This window comes from Streptomyces sp. CB00316 (assembly GCF_001905595.1).
Lineage (GTDB): Bacteria > Actinomycetota > Actinomycetes > Streptomycetales > Streptomycetaceae > Streptomyces.
The window spans coordinates 619243-636194 of the sequence record NZ_LIXI01000001.1 but is presented as its reverse complement, the minus strand read 5'-3'; the positions used below and the strand labels follow the sequence as shown (position 1 = coordinate 636194).

At 70.3% G+C, this 16952-nt stretch carries 10 protein-coding genes; 8 read left to right on the top strand and 2 right to left on the bottom strand.

Translation table 11 applies throughout. The features are described 5' to 3' along the window. The first annotated feature begins 1 nt into the window (after position 1). Positions 2 to 1144, top strand: coding sequence for a hypothetical protein (locus AMK21_RS02735; protein WP_234421809.1), 1143 nt, complete (start codon positions 2 to 4; stop codon positions 1142 to 1144). A 658-nt stretch (positions 1145 to 1802) separates the two neighbouring features. Here the strand turns inward: AMK21_RS02735 and AMK21_RS02725 are convergent. Continuing rightward, positions 1803 to 2327 (bottom strand): transposase, encoded by a 525-nt coding sequence (locus AMK21_RS02725; protein ID WP_234421808.1) that lies wholly within the window; start codon positions 2325 to 2327, stop codon positions 1803 to 1805. A 5-nt stretch (positions 2328 to 2332) separates the two neighbouring features. Next, the gene (locus AMK21_RS02720) at positions 2333 to 9703 is read right to left on the bottom strand and encodes a type I polyketide synthase (protein ID WP_234421819.1); all 7371 of its coding nucleotides are present in this window, start codon (positions 9701 to 9703) and stop codon (positions 2333 to 2335) included. A 232-nt stretch (positions 9704 to 9935) separates the two neighbouring features. On the opposite strand from AMK21_RS02720, the gene AMK21_RS02715 reads away from it, so the two are divergent. From AMK21_RS02715 to AMK21_RS02685, 7 genes are all read left to right on the top strand, one after another. Beyond that, positions 9936 to 10913, top strand: a complete 978-nt coding sequence (locus tag AMK21_RS02715) for a 3-oxoacyl-ACP synthase III family protein (protein ID WP_234421807.1) — start codon at positions 9936 to 9938, stop codon at positions 10911 to 10913. Continuing rightward, on the top strand, positions 10907 to 11863 hold the full coding sequence (locus tag AMK21_RS02710) for an alpha/beta fold hydrolase (RefSeq protein WP_073873740.1): 957 nt from the start codon (positions 10907 to 10909) through the stop codon (positions 11861 to 11863). Before AMK21_RS02715 ends, AMK21_RS02710 begins: the two co-directional genes overlap by 7 nt. After that, positions 11860 to 13437 (top strand): AMP-binding protein, encoded by a 1578-nt coding sequence (locus tag AMK21_RS02705; RefSeq protein WP_073873738.1) that lies wholly within the window; start codon positions 11860 to 11862, stop codon positions 13435 to 13437. Before AMK21_RS02710 ends, AMK21_RS02705 begins: the two co-directional genes overlap by 4 nt. After that, a complete protein-coding gene (locus AMK21_RS02700) occupies positions 13434 to 14480 on the top strand; it encodes an NAD-dependent epimerase/dehydratase family protein (protein WP_073873736.1) in 1047 nt (348 codons plus the stop codon). The genes AMK21_RS02705 and AMK21_RS02700 overlap by 4 nt, the downstream gene beginning before the upstream one ends. Then, the gene (locus tag AMK21_RS02695; protein ID WP_073873734.1) at positions 14444 to 14704 is read left to right on the top strand and encodes an acyl carrier protein; all 261 of its coding nucleotides are present in this window, start codon (positions 14444 to 14446) and stop codon (positions 14702 to 14704) included. Before AMK21_RS02700 ends, AMK21_RS02695 begins: the two co-directional genes overlap by 37 nt. Then, entirely contained in the window at positions 14701 to 15927 is a 1227-nt protein-coding gene (locus tag AMK21_RS02690; protein ID WP_073873732.1) for a beta-ketoacyl-[acyl-carrier-protein] synthase family protein, read from the top strand. The genes AMK21_RS02695 and AMK21_RS02690 overlap by 4 nt, the downstream gene beginning before the upstream one ends. Positions 15928 to 16167: 240 nt before the next feature. Continuing rightward, on the top strand, positions 16168 to 16689 hold the full coding sequence (locus AMK21_RS02685; RefSeq protein ID WP_073873730.1) for a hypothetical protein: 522 nt from the start codon (positions 16168 to 16170) through the stop codon (positions 16687 to 16689). Positions 16690 to 16952: the final 263 nt, after the last annotated feature.

Here is a 16952-nt window from a genome sequence, read left to right as displayed (position 1 = left end):
GATGAATCATCCCGGAGCAGACGGTGCCCATCGGATCGGGCCGTATGCGCTGCTCAGAAGAGAGCGCACGATAGGCGGGAGCGAAGTCTTCGCGGCCCGCACGGACGAAGGGCTCCTCGTCACGGTCACGGTCGTGGGGCCCGAACTCGCCGCGGACCCGGGGTTCCGGGACCGGTTCCGAGCCGCCGTCGAGGCCGCGCGGACGCTGTCCTGTGCCTTTCTCATACCGGTGGTGGATGCTGACGCCGACGCGCCGGTTCCCTGGCTGGCGACCCAGTTCACCGCCGGACTGCCGCTCCGGCAGGCGGTCGACCGGCACGGCCCGCTGTCCGAACCGGCTCTGCGGGTGCTCGCCGACGGCCTCGCCCAGGCGCTGGCCGTACTCCACGCGGCCGGTACGGTCCACGGCGAGGTGAGCCCGGACTCGGTGCTGCTGACCATGGACGGGCCCCGCATCACCGCCCTGGGGATGGTGGGAGCCACCGGTAGCCCGGCCCCCTCACCGACGGACGAGATGTTCGACCTCGGGTCGACCGTGCTGTTCGCAGCTTCCGAAGGCGAGCCGGACACGGGCGCACTCCCCGTGTCACTGCGCGACGTGATCGGCGGCTGCCTGTACCAGGACCCGCCGGACCGTCCCACCGCGGAGCAACTCGTCGCCTACCTGATGCATCAGAACCTGCCTGTCCTGACCGGCACTTGGCTGCCGCAGGCGATGACCGCCGACATGGCCGCAGCGACCGCGGCGGTGGGATCGGAGTCCGCCGGGGGCGGCGGCCGGGGCCCGCTTCCTCCGCTGCCGGAGATCGCGGCCGGCGCGGGTGTCAGCCGCCGGAAGCTGATCATCGCTCTGGCCGGAGGCGCGGCCGCACTCGGCGGGACCGCGGCGGCACTCGCCTTCTCCGGTGACTCGTCACCGGCGCCCGAGGGCCGGGCCGGTGGGCACGGGCCCACGCGGACGGCCTCGCCGTCGGGCGGGCGATCCACGTCCGCCCCCTCCGCATCGCCGTCCTGGACGGACGGACCGGAACCGGTCGTGCTGGCCGGACCCCCGCGGTCATCGACAAAGACCCGAACCTCGGCTCCATCCCCGACATCAAGTGGGGCGACGACGACGGCGGCGACGACATCCTGCGCGGCCTGATGGAGGGCATACCCGAAATCGTCCCAGACCTCCTCCATCCACTGTGCAAGAACGTGTTCCGGGTCGGCAGGGTGGCAGACGTCTACCCCTATCCGGAACAGCACTACCTCAACTCCCTCTGCCACAGCTGGATGAGTGTCTCCATCACTGCGTCGCTGGGGGCGGACCAGCTCACCCAGGCCGTCGGAGCCATCACCAACCACCAGCAGGCCGAGTGGGAGGCCGCCATGCGGACCTTCTGCAGCGCCCTCTGGGGAGGAACGGCCTGGGGACAGCGAAAAGCCCAGGTCACAGCCGCACAAAGACCATCCTGGATGCGCGATGACCCACGTCCGCCACACCTCCGCCACACACGAAACACCCCCGAAAAACGCGTATCCCCAGGTCAGAACGATTCTGCCTGGGGACGCTCGGTGGGGCGGGTGGGACTCGAACCCAAAAGGGAGACGCGTCTCACCTGCGACGATGCCAAAACAAACGGACATAGCCACCCGTTTCCATCCGGCTGCGTCCCCCTCGATCCGGCTCGAACGGGGCTCGGTTAGGCGTTCGCCACACCGCCCGCTCTCCGTCGTGTACGCGCCCTGCTTCCGAGGGACACGGCAAGAATCTTGCTTTGCAGCACCATCGGACCGTCTCCGCACGACGGAGGGCCGAGTCACTCCTCTTGCCACACGAAATGCACTCCGTAGCAAGGCGCGGACCGAACGGCCGTAGCGACGTCCCCAGTCGTCGTCGACCAGGCCGTCCAGCAGATGCGAAGCCGTGCGGGCCACCCCTTTTCCAGCGTGGCGCGGACCGCCCCGGTGACCAGTTCCAGCCTGGTCAGGTCGCGCACCGCGGCCAGGACGTGGGTGGCGTGGGTGCGCTGCTCGGTGACAAGACCGGCCTCTTTCAGGCGGCCGAGTGCCAGATCGAGGAGACGGTCGGCGCGGTCGTCCTCGGCGAGACGCTCGCGGAAGTCGGCCGGCACACTGTGGTGGAAACCGGGATCGTCCGGCTCCATGGCGAGTGCGTACTTGAAGTCGATGCGGCAGCGGACCGCTTCCGCCGCCTGCCGGTCCGACAGGCGGAGCAGAAGTGCAGCACACAGACGGTGGCCAGTTGGGCGGCCGAGAGCCTGGGGCGCCCGTCGCGCGGGTACCAGCCGGCGAAGTCCTCGACCCGGGCGGGCGTAGTGCACGACCCCTAAGGGGTGACGTCGGGTCCACGCTCCGTCTGAGTCCCACACTTTGGAAGGCCGAGACGCTGGTGGACCAGGCGGGCGAAGTGACTCAAGGTGCGTCCGGTGGCCAGGTCCGCCGGCGCGAGGCGGACGGCAAAAAGATCACGGGCGCCGACGAGGAACTGCATACCGAGCAGGGAGTCGAGTCCGAAGTCGGTGACGGGGCGGGTGGGGTCCAAGTCTCCCTGATCGGTTTGCAGGACTCCGGCCAGGAGGTGTCCGAGCGCGTCGGTGATCTTTCGTACTGCCTCGTCCGTCGGCAGGTCTGCCAGTGTCCTCAGGAGTTCGTCTCGGGCGTCAGGGGAAGCCAGGGAGGAGGGCGGCACCAGGCGGGCGAACCGCGGGGTGGCCAGAGCTGGCAGAAAGTGGCGCGCGGTTCCCCAGCGATAGCGTCCTGCTCCGGCGACAACGGTGCCGGCGGCGACAAGGCGGCCGGCGGTCGTCAGGGCCTCTGAGGGGGCGAGGAGGTCGAGGCCGCGTTCGGCCATGGACGTTTCCATACCGCTGCGGGCGACGTAGCCGATTTCGCCGATGGGGCCCCAGGCCAGCGCCGTGCCCGGCTTGCCGACGCTGTGCCGGACCCGTGCGAGTGCTTCCAGGTAGGCGTTGGCTGCCGCATAGGCGGCCTGGCCGGGGTTGCCGACGGTGGCGGAGACGGAGGAGTAGGTGAGGAAGAGGTCGAGGTTGCGGTCCGCGGTGAGCTGGTCCAGCAGAGCCGCGCCGGCCGCCTTGGGCGCCAGCACGGCGGCGAACCGGTCGTCGGTGAGTTCGGACTGCGGTGCGTCGTCCATGTGCATGGCCGCATGCACGATACCGCGCAACGGGTGTCCTGTGGTGTCCACGGTTTCGATGACCCGGCGCAGTGCGGTCTCGTCGGTGACGTCGGCGGCGTAGGCCGTGGCGTGTACGCCACGGTCGGTGAGTTGCCGGAGCAGGGCGGATGCCTCAGGAGTGTCAGGTCCGCGGCGTGAGAGCAGGGCCAGGTGCCGGGCCCCGTGGTCGGCCAGCCGGAGGGCCGTGGCGGCGCCGAGTCCGCTCAGCCCGCCGGTGATCATGTAGGTGCTCTCGTGATCGAGGGTGAGGGTGCCGGGGACGGGTTCGACGGGGACGGGTTCGTCCAGGGTGTCGAAGGTGATGACGACCTTGCCGGTGTGCCGGGAGTGTTGCAGGAGGTGGAAGGCCTCCTCGACGCGGGCGGCGGGGTAGGTCGTGTGGGGCAGCGGCCGGTAGGCGTGGCGGCTGATCTGCTCGTCGAAGACCGAGACGAGACGGGAGCGGAGGGCCGACGACTCCATGACGGCGTCGAGGTTGAAGGCGGTGAAGGAGAGGCTGCGGTGGAAAGGGCGCAGCGTCATCGGGTTGTTGAGGTAGATGTCCCTCTTGCCGAGTTCGATGAACCGTCCGTTGGGGCGCAGGAGGTCGAGGCCCAGGGCGATGGCTTCGCCGCTGAGGGAGTTCACCACGACGTCGACGCCCTGGCCGCCGGTCAGCTCTCGTACCTGGGGGACGAAGTCCAGGCTGCGGGAGTCGAGGACGTGTTCTGCGCCGAGCGTGCGGAGCAGGTCGCGTTTGGTCTCCGTACCGGCGGTTGCGATGACCCGGGCCCCCTGGTTGCGGGCGCATTGCAGGACGGCCATGCCTACGGCTCCGGCTCCACCGTGGACGAGCACGGTCTCCCCGCGGTCGAGGCACGCCTGGTTGACCAGGGTGTGATGGACGGTCAGGAACGCGACGGGGAAGGTCGCCGCTTCCGCGAAGCTCATCCCATCCGGGATGCGGACGACGGCGGCGGCGGCGGTCGTCGCGTGGGAGGCCAGGGCCGCGGGCACGAGGCCACAGACTCTGTCGCCCGGTTCCAGGCCCTCCACACCTGCTCCCACGGCGCGGACGACGCCGGCGCCGTCCGTACCCAGACCCCTGCTGAGGGGGCTGTTCTCCGCCGCTTCGGGCGGCAACAGGCCGTTGGCCCGCATGGCGTCGCGGTAGTTCAGAGCAACCGCCCGCATGTCGAGGGCCACCTCCCCCGGTCCGGGTTCGGGGACATCGGTCTGCCGCCAGATCAGCCGTCGGCTCAGGCTCGGGTCGCGGGCTTCCAGAATGAACGGCGTGTCGGCGGGGGTGGCGGGTGGTTCGCCCTCCGCGTGCTGGACGTGCCGAGGTACGAAACGGCCGTGCGCGGTCAGGACGATCTCGTCCTCCTGAGCGCTCTCCTCGTTGTCCGCGGAGAGGAGTTCCCCCGCAAGGCGGCGTGCGTCGGCGGCCGTCTCACCGCTGCGTTGCCAGGAGAGACGTCGCACGCGCAGATCGGGCCGCTCGTTGGCGAGTGTGCGGCAGGCGGCCCAGACGGCCGCGTCGTCCGGATGCGTGGGCTGCTCAGGAGCCGGGAACAATCCCGTGGCGCGGGTGACGAGCCACAGCTTGGGACTGGTGCCGCCGCGGAGGCTGTCGCAGGCTGCGGCCAGGGCGCGCAGGAGAGCCGCGCGACGGGTGGTCAGGGTGACGACGGACTGCTGCGGTCGACGTTCGGCCAGCAGCAGGACGATGTGCGGCTCGCGGTCGGTGGTCAGCGCTCCGGCCCAGGCATCGGCCTCCTCGGACGCGGTGACGACCGTGGCCTCGCCCAGAAGGTCTGCCAGGGCCTGCGCGGTCTGCTTCTCGGTGCCGTCCTCGACGGCGATGACCCATGAGGCACCGGGAACCGGCACCGGTACCTCGATCTCGGCGGCATGGCGGTGGGGAGCTGCGGCGAGGATCACGGAACGGTCCTCGGGTCCGATCTGCACCGGGTCGGGGAAGCCGCACCGGCGCAGCAGCGGTACCCACTGTTCGCGGGCGAGGATGCGGGAGACGGGGCGCAGGGATTGATCGCCACGCTCCCAGAAACCCTCCACCGCGCCGGACAGCAGGGCCTGTAGCTGGGCGTGGTGCTGTTCGGTGGCCAGCAGATGCCCGCCGGGAGCCAACAGGGTGCGCAGATGCCCCAGGGTCGCGGCCACGTCGTGGGTGGCGTGCACGGCGTCGCTGGCCAGGACGAGGTCGAAACCGGCTCGGGGCATGCCTTGACCGGTCGGGTCGGTGTTCAGGTCCAGGGTGCGGTATTCCACGAAGTCGTGGCCGGCGAAACGGTGTTGGGCGCGAGTGAGACCGGCGGCAGTGGCGGCCGTGCAGGTGTAGTGGGTCCGATCGGCCGGCAGCATGGGCAGCGCTGCGGCCGTCAGGGCACCGGTGGTCGCACCGACTTCCAGGACGCGCAGCGGACGGTCGGCGGGCCACCGGGTGACGATATCGCCGAGGAGAGCCTGCACGGCACGGTGGGTGAAGCGGTGAGCCGGGCCGGTCTCGCGGAGTTGGTCATACGCGCTGTCTCCTGGCGGCAGGAGATCGTGTGCGTCGACGCTGCCCCGCACCACGTCGGCCAGGTGGCGCAGTTGCCGGTTGAGGAGCAGTGTGTCGGATCCGAACGCGGGATGGTCCTCCACGAGACCGCGCAGCAGTTCCTCGGGGCGGACCTCGGTTTCGGTCAGCTGCCAGGTCTCTCCCACGGGCCGGGCGAGACCGTGCTCGACCAACAGGGGCATCATCAGCCGCACCAGGCGGCGGTGCTGGGGCTGAAGTCCTCCGCTCACGAGATCGCGCATCGAGAACGGGACTGTCGGGTCGGCGAGAAGGCCGTGCAGCGCCTTGGCCCAGCAATGGGACCCGGCCTGTTCGGCGGCGGCGATGAACCGGTGGTGGCCACACTCGTCGAGGGCGGCGCGTGCGGCGGTGATGCGGGGCTCTGCCGCGCACGCCACCTCGGCAGGAGCGGGTAGCGGAGAAGGAGGTGCGGAGGTGCCTGTGCGCGGGGCTGCCCGCAGAACGGTCCGCTGGACGGTCAGGGGGGTGTGTTCCGTCATGCCGCCGCGGCGGGTACGGCAGCCGTCGATCTCGACTGTGACCGTGCCGTCTGCGTCCGCATAGGTGATGTCCCAGCAGATCTCGTTGGCGCTGTGGCTGCGGCGGCGCAGATGCACGACTCCGGCGGTCGCGGGGGCGCGCCACACACGCACGGACCCGAATACCGTCGGCAGGAAGCCGGCGGATTCCGCCGTGAGTTCGGACAGGGCCACGGTGGCCTGCAGCGGTGCGTCGAGAAGTACCGGGTGGGCGGTGTAGGCGTCGGCGGGGTGTCGAAGCCGGTAGGAGACCAGTACCTCCCCCTCCCCGATGTTCAGGTGCTCGATGAGCTGGAAGTCCGGCCCGCAGTTCAGTCCGATGCGGTGGCACGTCCGGTAGAAGTCCGCACCGCTGAGGCCCTTGCCACAGCGTGCTCGGAGAGCGTCGATGTCGAGGGGGGACGGCGCCGTGCCGAGCAGGGTGCGGACCTGGGCTCGTACGACGGGCCGGCACTCGCCGCCGTGTTCTTCGCGGACGCTGATGGCCAGGGCGCCGTCATCGGGGGTGACGGCGGTCTGCAGGGCGATCGGTGTCGGGTCCGGCCAGGGGAGAGCCAGTGGGCGGCTGATCTCCAGGTGTCGTACTTCGACCGGGCGCTCCATGGCACGCAGGCCGGCGCTCAGAGCCATCTCCACATAGGCGGCGGCCGGCATGAGTACGTCGTCCCCGATCTTGTGGTCACCCAGCCAGGGCACCAGCTGTGGCTCGACGGTGCCGTGCCACACGGGGTGCGGAGCGGGCATCCGTTCGCCCACCAGCGGGTGGTCGAGCTGGCCGGAGCCGCTGGTGTGCGTGATCCGGTCGTGCACGGTGCCGTGCCAGTACCGTTCGTGCTGCCATGGGTAGGCGGGCAGCTCGGCCACACGGCCGGGACGGGGGAAGTGGCGCTGCCAGTCGGTGGTCGTGCCGGCGGCGAGCAGCGCGGCAACCGTCGCCGCGGTCTCGCGGAGGCCGTCACCGTCCCGGTGCAAGGTGGCGACGTAGGGGATGTCCGTGTGGCGCAGGTAGGGGCGCAGCACCGGGTGCGGGCCGATCTCGACCACGCTGCCGGCGCCTTCGGACACCAGGTGGGTGACGGCCTCGGCGAAGCGGACCGGCTCGCGGACGTTGCGCCACCAGTAGCGCGCGTCCAGTTCCGGCCCGCTCAGCGGTGTGCCGGTGACAGTGGAGACGAAGGGGATGCGGGCCGTGCCAGGGGTAAGCCCTTCGAGAGCTGTGCACAGTGGTTCCTTGATGGGGTCCATGGCACGGCTGTGGAAGGCGTAGTCCAGATCCAGCTCGCGGAAGAAGACGCCGCGGTCTACCAACTCCTGCCCCCATGACGCCAGTTCGTCGGCGGAGCCGGCGACGGTCACGGCGCGGTCGCTGTTGATTCCCGCGATCTCCAGCGCGCCGCCGTAGCGCAGCAGTTCCTCGCGGGCCTGTTGCTCGTCCAGTCCGACGGCGGCCATGCGGCCCCTGCCCGCTGTGGTGGCCTGGGTGCGGCTGCGTTCGGCGATGACCAGTGCCGCCTGCTCCAGGGTCAGGGCTCCGGCGGTGTGGGCGGCAGCGACCTCCCCGACGCTGTGCCCGGCCACCGCCTGCGGCCGCAACCCGTGTGAAGCCAGCAACGCGGTCAGGCCGACCTGCACGGCGAACAGGGCGGGCTGGGCGATCTCGGTACGCTGCCAGGAAGGCGGGGAGGGATACGCCAGTTCCTTGGCCACCGACCAGCCCAGGTGCGGGGCGAGGGCGGCGTCGACCTCCTCGACGGCCGAGCGGAAAGCCGTCTCGTGCTCCAGCAGGTCCGCGGCCATGCCCGGCCACTGCGAGGCGTTCCCGGAGAACACGAAGACGGTGCCGCCTTGCTCGTTCCTTCGCACGATCGCTCCGCGGGCGGGTTCCCCGGCCACCAGCCGGTCCAGCTGCCGGGCGGCGTCCTGCGGGTCGGCGGCCATGACCGCCGCGCGGTGCGGGTGGGCGCTGCGCCGCACCGTGCTGGTGTAGGCCAGGTCGTAGAACTCCTCGGGCCGTGTGGCCCGCAGGCGCTCCGCCATCCCGGCGGCCAGTTGCTTCAGCGCCTTGGGAGAGCGTGCGGAGACGACCAGCGGCAGCGGACGGTGGGCCGGGGCCCGCTCCGGGTCGGGCTGGGGGGCGGAGGGGGGCGGAGTCAGGACGGCGTGGGCGTTCGCTCCGCCGAAGCCGAAGGCGTTCACGCCCACGGCCGCCGCTTGTCCCCGGGGAAGTCGGACGGGCTCGACCGTCGGGGACAGCCCGAGGCCGTCGAAGTCGATCGCGGGGTTGAGCGGAAGGGCGTGCAACGACGCGGGCGCGATCCGGTGGCGCAGGACCAGGATCGCCTTGAGCAGGCCCGCCATCCCGGAGGCGGGCTCCAGGTGGCCCAGATTGGTCTTCACCGACCCGACCGGCAAGGGGCCGCCGCGCCGGCGACGGGCCAGCGCCCGGCCGATGGCTTCGGCTTCCGCCGGGTCCCCGACCTGGGTGCCTGTGCCGTGGGCCTCGAAGTACACCAGGTCGTCCGCGCTGATGCCGGCTTCCGTGTAGACCGCGTGCAGCAGAGCCTCCTGGGCCTCGGCGCTGGGCACGATCATGCCGGTGCTGCGGCCGTCGGTGTTGTTGCCGGTGGCAGCGAGCACCGCGTGGACGCGGTCCCCGTCGGCCACTGCGTCCTCGAGCCGCTTGAGGACGAGCACCGCGCCACCTTCCGCGCGGACGAAACCGTCGGCGTCCGCGGAGAAGGCCGAGCAGCGTCCGCGCCGCGACAGCATGCCCGCGTAGGAGAATCCGGCGAAGGAGTACGCGCTGCTCAGCACGTTGACGCCGCCGACCAGAGCGACACGGCTGGAACCCTCGCGCAGGGTGCGGCAGGCGCGGTCCACGGCGACCAGCGCGGAGGAGCAGGCGGTGTCGACGGCCATGCTGGGCCCGCGCAGGTCGAAGGCGTACGACATCCGGTTCGCCGTGATGGAGAGCGTGGCGCCGGGCATGGTGTGCGGGCTCTTGTGATCCTGCATCAGGGTGAGCGTCGTGCCGTAGGCGGGATCGGAGACCCCCACGTAGACGCAGGTGTCCGATCCGGCCAGAGATTCGGCGGGAATGGCGGCGTCGTCGAGCGCTTCCGCCGCCATCTCCAGCAGCAGCCGCTGCTGCGGGTCGATGTGCCGCGCCTCCGCGGGTGAGATCCCGAAGTAGGGGGCGTCGAAGGAGGCGACGTCCGTGAGGAACCCCCCGGCGGCGGTGTAACTGCGGCCGGGACGTACAGCCCCCGGATCGACCATCCTGTCCCTGGGCAGCCGGTCGGCGGGCATCTCACCGACCATGTCCTGCCCGTCACGCAGCACGGACCACAGTCCGTTCAGGTCGGTGATTCCTCCAGGAAGCCGGCAACCGACACCCACTACCGCCACGGACCGTTCACGCTGCTGCTCTGGCACGTCCCCGCCTTTTCACGCCGATTACCGACTTCAGCGGAATTGAAAGGTACGACGGAACGAAAGGCCAACCCCGGCCACTCGTTAGGGTGAAGGGGACTCAGTGGGACATTTTTCGGTCCGACAGGCGACGCGGCACCGTTACCGTGGCGCGGTGCCCGAACCTGCCCGCGCCCGCATCACCGCCGTCGCTGCCCACTTGCCCGCCCGCTACCGAACCATGGACGAGATTCGCGAGAAGATCGCGAAGAGCGGAGCCTACACACCGCCACCTGGCCTACTCGAAGACCTCACCGGAGTGCGCGGTGTCCATGTGCGAGGAGACGGGGAGAACGCCTCGGACCTTGCCGTAGCCGCCGCCCGGAAGGCACTCGACGAGGCCGGCCTGCGGATCGACGACATCGATCTGCTGTTGTTCGCCGCTACCGCCGCGGACCTGATCGAGCCCGCCACGTCACACCTGGTGGCCGCCAAGATGGGCGCCACCTGCCCGGTCTTCGACGTGAAGAACGCCTGCAACAGCGTCCTCAACGCCATGGAGACAGCCGCCTCGTTCATCGAGACCGGCCGCTACCGCGCCGTCCTCATCGTCTGTGGAGAGGCCGGCTCCCTGGTGACGCGCTGGAACGTCCCTGACCGGCAGGCACTGCTCAGAGCCCTGCCCGGCTACACCGCGTCCGACGCCGGCGCCGCGATGGTGCTCACCGCCGGGCCCGCGGGCGAGGACAGCCCAGGCATCATGGCGATGCGATTCGTCAGCAACTCCGCCGCCTGGAATGCCTGCACCGTGTCCGGCGGGGGAACCATGCACCAGCGCTCCGTCCATGACGACCACACCACGCTGCGTCTGAACGGGGACCTGCGCCAGGGATTGCTCGATGTACTCCCCGCGATCCTTGCCGTTGCCAGCGACGAACTCGCCGCAGCACGCACCGGCGCCTTCGTCGCCTTCCACCAGATCGCCATGCCGCAATACCGGCAGATGCTCGACGCGTTCTCCCTGCCCGAGAGCTTGTGCATGCCCGCGGTGGCCGAGCACGGCAACTGCGCGGCGGCCTCACTCCCTCTGCAGCTGGTCAAGGCACGGGAAGCCGACCGCGTCGAAGACGGGGACGTCATGGCGATGATCGGCGTGGCCAGCGGCTTCAGTTTCGGTCTGGCCCTCGTCCGATGGTGACCACGCGGGCCGGGCGTGCCCCGGCACTCACCGAGACGGACCGCGCAGCAGCGCTGGAACGGCTGATGCCGGGCTACCCCGCACCCCGGCACTGGCGGCGTGTGCCGGCCACCGGACAGCATTACCTCGACCTCGGCTCCGGGGAGCCGGCCCTGTTCCTGCACGGCAATCCGTCATGGAGCTACGCGTGGCGCAAACTGGTCGACCGGCTCTCCCCTCATGCCCGTTGCCTGGCACCGGATCTGCCCGGCTTCGGCCTGTCCCGGCATCTGAGGCCGACCGCCGGAGTCCCCGACCCTTACCGTGTCCAGCTGGAACACCTGGACCACCTTTACCAGCACCTGGTGCAGGACGAGGGGCTGCCCGAGCGGGGCTGGACGCTCGTCCTGCACGACTGGGGTGGTCCGCTCGGCATCGCCTGGGCCTTGCGGAACCCCGGGGTCGTGGCCCGTCTGGTCATCTGCAACACCGTGGCCTTCCCCTGGCCCAGCGGCTTCCGGCTGCCGTTCTACCTGCGCTGGATCCGCGACCACCCACTGGTGGCCGACGCCGTGCACCTCACCAACGGCTTCGCACGTACCGCAGTGCACGCCGGAGTGCACCACCCGCTGCGGCCGGCCGAGCGCCGCGCTTACCTCCGTCCCTATGCCAGGCGCTCCGAGCGACGGGCCGTCACCGACGCCGTCCGTGCCATCCCGCGTGACAACGACGATCCCGTATGGCGGCTGCTCGAACCTCCCGGCGCCGAAGCCGCCCTGACCGCACTGCCCATGCTCATCGGCTGGGGCATGCGCGATCCGGTGTTCACCCCGAAGCTGCTGGAGGAGTGGGCCCGTCGCTGTCCCCACGCGGCCATCCATCGATTTCCCGAGGCCGGCCATTTCGTGATGGAAGACGCCGCGGTCGAACTCGGTGACCGCGTCCGTGACTTCCTGCAAGGAACCCGATGACCGCAACCGCTCCAGGCGTCATCGCCCGCCTGGCCGACCAGCCTGACGCCATCGCGCTCATCCGCTGCCGTAAGGGAACCTCCCGTACGACCGACCGCGGCCACCTGGTGCAGGGGTGCCACGGCCTCATGCAAGCGCTGCACCAGGCCGGTGTCCGGCCCGGCCACAGGGCCGTCGTGATGACTCGCGACGCGTACGACCTCACCGCCGTCGTGTACGCCCTGTGCTCCCTCGGTGCCGTACCCGTCCTGATCGAGCCACGCGCCGAGGTGCGCCCCTGTCTGCAGGACATCGCACCGGACGTCTTCATCGGCGAACCGCTGGCCCACCTCGGGCGCCAGGTCCTGGGGTGGGGCCGCCCTCACGTCCGCATCCCCCTGGTCACCGGCCGGCCGCTGCTCGCTCCGGGCCGGCGCCTGGCGGCCCGGGCGCCGGGCGGCAGTGTCCCGACCCTGCGACCGCGGGAGCCCGACGGCGACGAGCTGGCCATCATCGCCTTCACGTCCGGTTCCACCGGACGTCCCAAAGGCGCGGAATACCGCTACGCCACCCTGGCGGGACAACTCGACGCGCTCACCACGCTGCTGGAACCCCGGCCCGAAGACGTACTCCTCGCGGGGTTCCTTCCGGTCGCGATGCTCGGCCCGCTGCTGGGCCTGACCACGCTCGTCCCGGCCGTGAACCACCTGTCTCCGGCACGCACATCGCCGAGGGAACTCGTCGAGCCGATCCTGCGGCACCGAGTCACCAAGATCATCGCCTCACCCGCCGTGCTCACCCTTATCGCCGGTCACTGCGCCCGCCACGGCATCGCCCTGCCCTCGGTCCGGCAGATCCTGTCCTTCGGCGCCCCGTTACGTCTCCACCTCGCAGAAGCGTTGCGCAAAGCCGTGCCGGACTCCACCGAGATCCTCAGCGTCTACGGCGCAACCGAATGCCTGCCCGTCTCGGCGATCGACGACCACGACCTGCGGGCCTCACGCATCCAGCCGCCCGCCGGGCAGGCCGGTACGTGTCTGGGCCGGCCGCTGCCCGGCATCCAACCCCACATCCTCGACGCGGACCCCACCGGACTCGGCGAGATCGCCGTCGCCGGCCCCACCGTCAGCCCCGCCTACCACGCACGTCCTGATGCGGACGCCGCTACGAAGGACGTCATCAGTGATGGCGTACTGCACCGCACCGGAGATCTCGGCCGACTCGACGACCGGGGCCGGCTCTGGTTCCTCGGCCGCAAAGCCCACTTGGTCACCGGTACCGGCTTCACCATGACCACCGAGGACATCGAGACCGTGGCCGACACCGCTCCCGGCATTCGCCGCACTGCTCTGGTCGGCGTCGGCACGGCCGTATGCCAGTTGCCCGTCCTGTGCGTGGAGCCCATGCCCACCACCCCCCGCGCCGCGGCCCTGGCAGCTGTACGCACCGCCCTGAACGGCCATCCGGAAGGGCACCGGATCGACGTCCTGCTCCTGCACCCCGGCTTTCCCACCGATCCCCGGCACAACTCCAAGATCGACCGTCCACGGCTGGCGGGCTGGGCCGCCAAGCGCCTGCGCGGGAGGACTCGATGAAGGTGTTGGTCACCGGAGGAAGCGGATTCCTGGGGCTGGAGATCTGCCGCCAGTTGACGGCACGCGGCATCACCACGTCCTCTCTGGGCCGCCGCCCCAGCGCTGCTCTGGAACAGCTGGAAATCCCACAGCATCTGGGTGATCTCGCCGATGCGAACGCCGTCTCCCGCGCGGTCGCCGGGTGTGACGCCGTCATCCACAACGCCGCACTGGCCGGAGTCAGCGGTCCCATGCGGCTCTACCGGGCCACCAACGTCGTCGGCACCCGCAACGTCATCGAACAGTGCCGTGCCCACCGGGTGCGCACGCTCGTCTACACCTCGACCGCGAGCGTCGCCTTCCGGCCCGGCGGTCTGGAGGGCGTCACCGAGGACCTTCCTCGCCCTCCCAGCCACTTGGCCGCCTATCCGCGAACCAAAGCCATGGCCGAGGCCCAGGTCCTCGCGGCCCACAGCCCGGAGCTGGCCACGGTCTCGCTGCGTCCGCACATCATCTGGGGTCCGGGCGACCCCCACTTTGCCCCCGCCCTCGCACGGGCCGTACGGGCCGGGCGCCTGCTGATGCCTGGCGACGGCAGCAACCTCGTCGACACCACCCATCTCCGCACCGCCGCCCACGCCCACCTCCTCGCCCTGGACCACCTGCAGCGGTCACCCGAGGCCGGCGGCCGCGCGTACTTCATCAGCCAGGACGACCCACGCCCCTTGCGCGAGATCGCCCACCACTTCCTGCGGGCCGCAGGTATCAGCGCCCGCTGGTGCGCCGTCCCGCCACGCCTGGCGACGGCCACGGCTGCGGTCAGCGACACATACCTGCGCATGGTCCGCAGCCCGCGCACCTTGGCGCTGAGCCGCTTCCTGGTGGCGGAACTGCTGCAACCACACTATTTCGACCTCACCGCAGCGCGCCGCGAGCTGTCCTTCGAACCACCGATCGGATTCGAGGCCGGCCTCGCGGAACTTGCCCGGACCGCCCCGTCCGCCTTCGACGACAGCAAGGACACACCGTGCCCAAAACCTACGACGCCGTCCGTTCCGTCCTGACCAGCGCCCTCCGTGTCCCGGACGATGCCATTCACTCTGAGGCCACGCTGGAGCAACTGGGCCTGGACTCCATGGCCCTGACAGAGATGGTGCTCATCCTGCACGAGCGCTTCGCGGTCAAGATCAACAGCGAGTACGCCGCTCTCGGCAGGACCGTCACCGAGGTCGCCGACCACCTCGACGCTCTGCTCGCGGCCGGCCCGAGGACGGAGACATCCTCATGACTGCGCCCGTCGCCATCACCGGTCTCGGTCTGGTCACCCCGGCTGGAGGAGACACCGACGCCACCTGGAGAGCGGTCTGTCACGGCGTGAGCACCGCGACCCCCGACCCGGTGCTCACCGGCCTGCCCGTGGACTTCTCCTGCCGTGTCCCTCACTCGGCCGACGCCCTGGACCAGCGCATCGGGCGCGCCGCCTGGCGCATGTCGCGGAACGCGAAACTCGCGGTACTCGCCGCCCGCGAGGCCGTACACGACGCCGGTCTCGATCCCGGGACCTGGAACGGCGACCGGGTCGCCGTCGTCATCGGCTGCGGACTCGGAGCAGGCGCGGTATACGAAGAACAGGCCAGGCGCCTGAACGAACTGGGTGCCGACATGGTCTCGGCGCTCACCGTCCCCCAGATCATCCTGAACATGGCGGCCGGCGAGGTCTCCATCGACCTCAAGGCCCACGGTCCCAGCCTCGCTCCGGCCTCCGCTTGCGCCTCCGGCGCCACCGCCATCGCCGTGGCCCGCGACCTTCTGGTCTCAGGCCAGTGCGATGTCGCGGTGGCCGGAGGCACGGAAGCGGCGATCAACCGCACGACGACGACCGGCTTCTGGCGCCTGGGCGCCCTGTCCCAACGCGCCGACGCGGTCACCGCGGCATCCCGGCCCTTCGCCGTCGACCGTGACGGTTTCGTCATGGGGGAAGGCGCAGGCGTCCTCGTCCTGGAACGCGAGGAGCACGCCGCTGCTCGCGGCGCCCGCTCCCGCGCCCGGCTGGTGGGCTGCGGCAGCACGTCGGATGCTCACCACCCCACCGCCCCGGACCCAGGAGCCAACGGTGCCGAGTCAGCCCTGCGCATCGCGCTGGCACAGGCGGGTCTGACCGCACAGGACGTCGACCATGTCAACGCGCACGGCACCTCCACCCCGCTCAACGACGCCGGGGAGGCGGCGTTGATCACCCGCGTACTGCCGCACCGCCCCAGCGTCACCGCGCCCAAGGGCGCGCTAGGCCACAGCCTGGGCGCGGCAGGAGCTGTCGAGGCCGCGTTGACCGTGCTCGCCGTCGAGCACCGCACCGTGCCACCGATCGCCAACCTGCAAGCTCCGGCACCTGAATTCGATATCGACTGCGTCACCAAGCGGCCACGTCAGCAAGACATCCGAGTAGCCGTCAGCCATTCCTTCGGCTTCGGTGGCCACAACGTCGTCCTCGCTCTGGCCAGAGCTTCCTGACGGACTCGAACCATGCTCCGTGCGGTACGCGGCAGGAGCTCAATCTCGCCCTCGCGCTCATGCATGACGCCGACGTGCTGCTCATCGACGGGCCGTGGAGGGCTTCGACCGGGAGGCGTGTCTGCGCTTCCAGACCTTCCCCGCATCGGCCGTGACCCGGAGAGTCCGCGATCGTTCTGTAACCGGGCCATCTTTCGCGCCTGGCCGAAAATCGCCTCATTCCAAGGAGAACCGCCCACCATGATCTCCTCGCGCATCGTCCAGCGCGGCGCTCTCACCGCGGTGATGGTGTCCGCCTCCGTACTGACTACGTCCGCCTCCGCGCAAGCGGCCGAGCTGCCGCCCGCCTGTCAGACGGCCCTGCTCGAAACGCTCGACAAGTTCCCGGTGGTGGATTTCACGGTCCCTCAAAAGGTCCAGAACACCGTACTGGTCGAGGTACTCAGCCTGAGCGAAACCGATCAGGCCGCGTTCACGGAGTCGGCGTGCTCGGCCTGGAACAACTGGGCCACCACGAACGGCAAGGCCGTGGCCGGTGACCTGGACACCCACTACCGGAACACCGCCGGGCCGGTGTGCAACAAGTTCGCCCGGTCCGCCCTCGCGACCATCAAGAAGTACGCACCCAACATCCCGGCCGAGACGCGGGAGCTGGAGAAGGTCGCCAAGAAGGTCTGGGCCACATCCATGCAGAAGCTGCAGAACCAGGCCACCAACACCGACTGCAAGCAGGCTTACAACGCGGTGAAGGTCGGCTGGTAGGGACCACCCTCGATGTCTGACGTGCCAGCCGCTGTGAGATGGCGCTCTGCGAGGTTTCATCGCATGTGCCGTCGGGCTGCGGCCCTCTTGCCAAGGACATGACGGCTGGAGAGGCGAAGGCGGGTACAGCGATGCCCTGGAGGACGGATGAGGCCGCGGTGACTGGGCACGTTCTGGAGCAGCCGTCACGGGGGTGCCGGGTGGCGTCGTCTCAGCGGATCTTGGTTGCGTTCTCTCGAAAGGGCCCTCGTGCACGCGCGTCA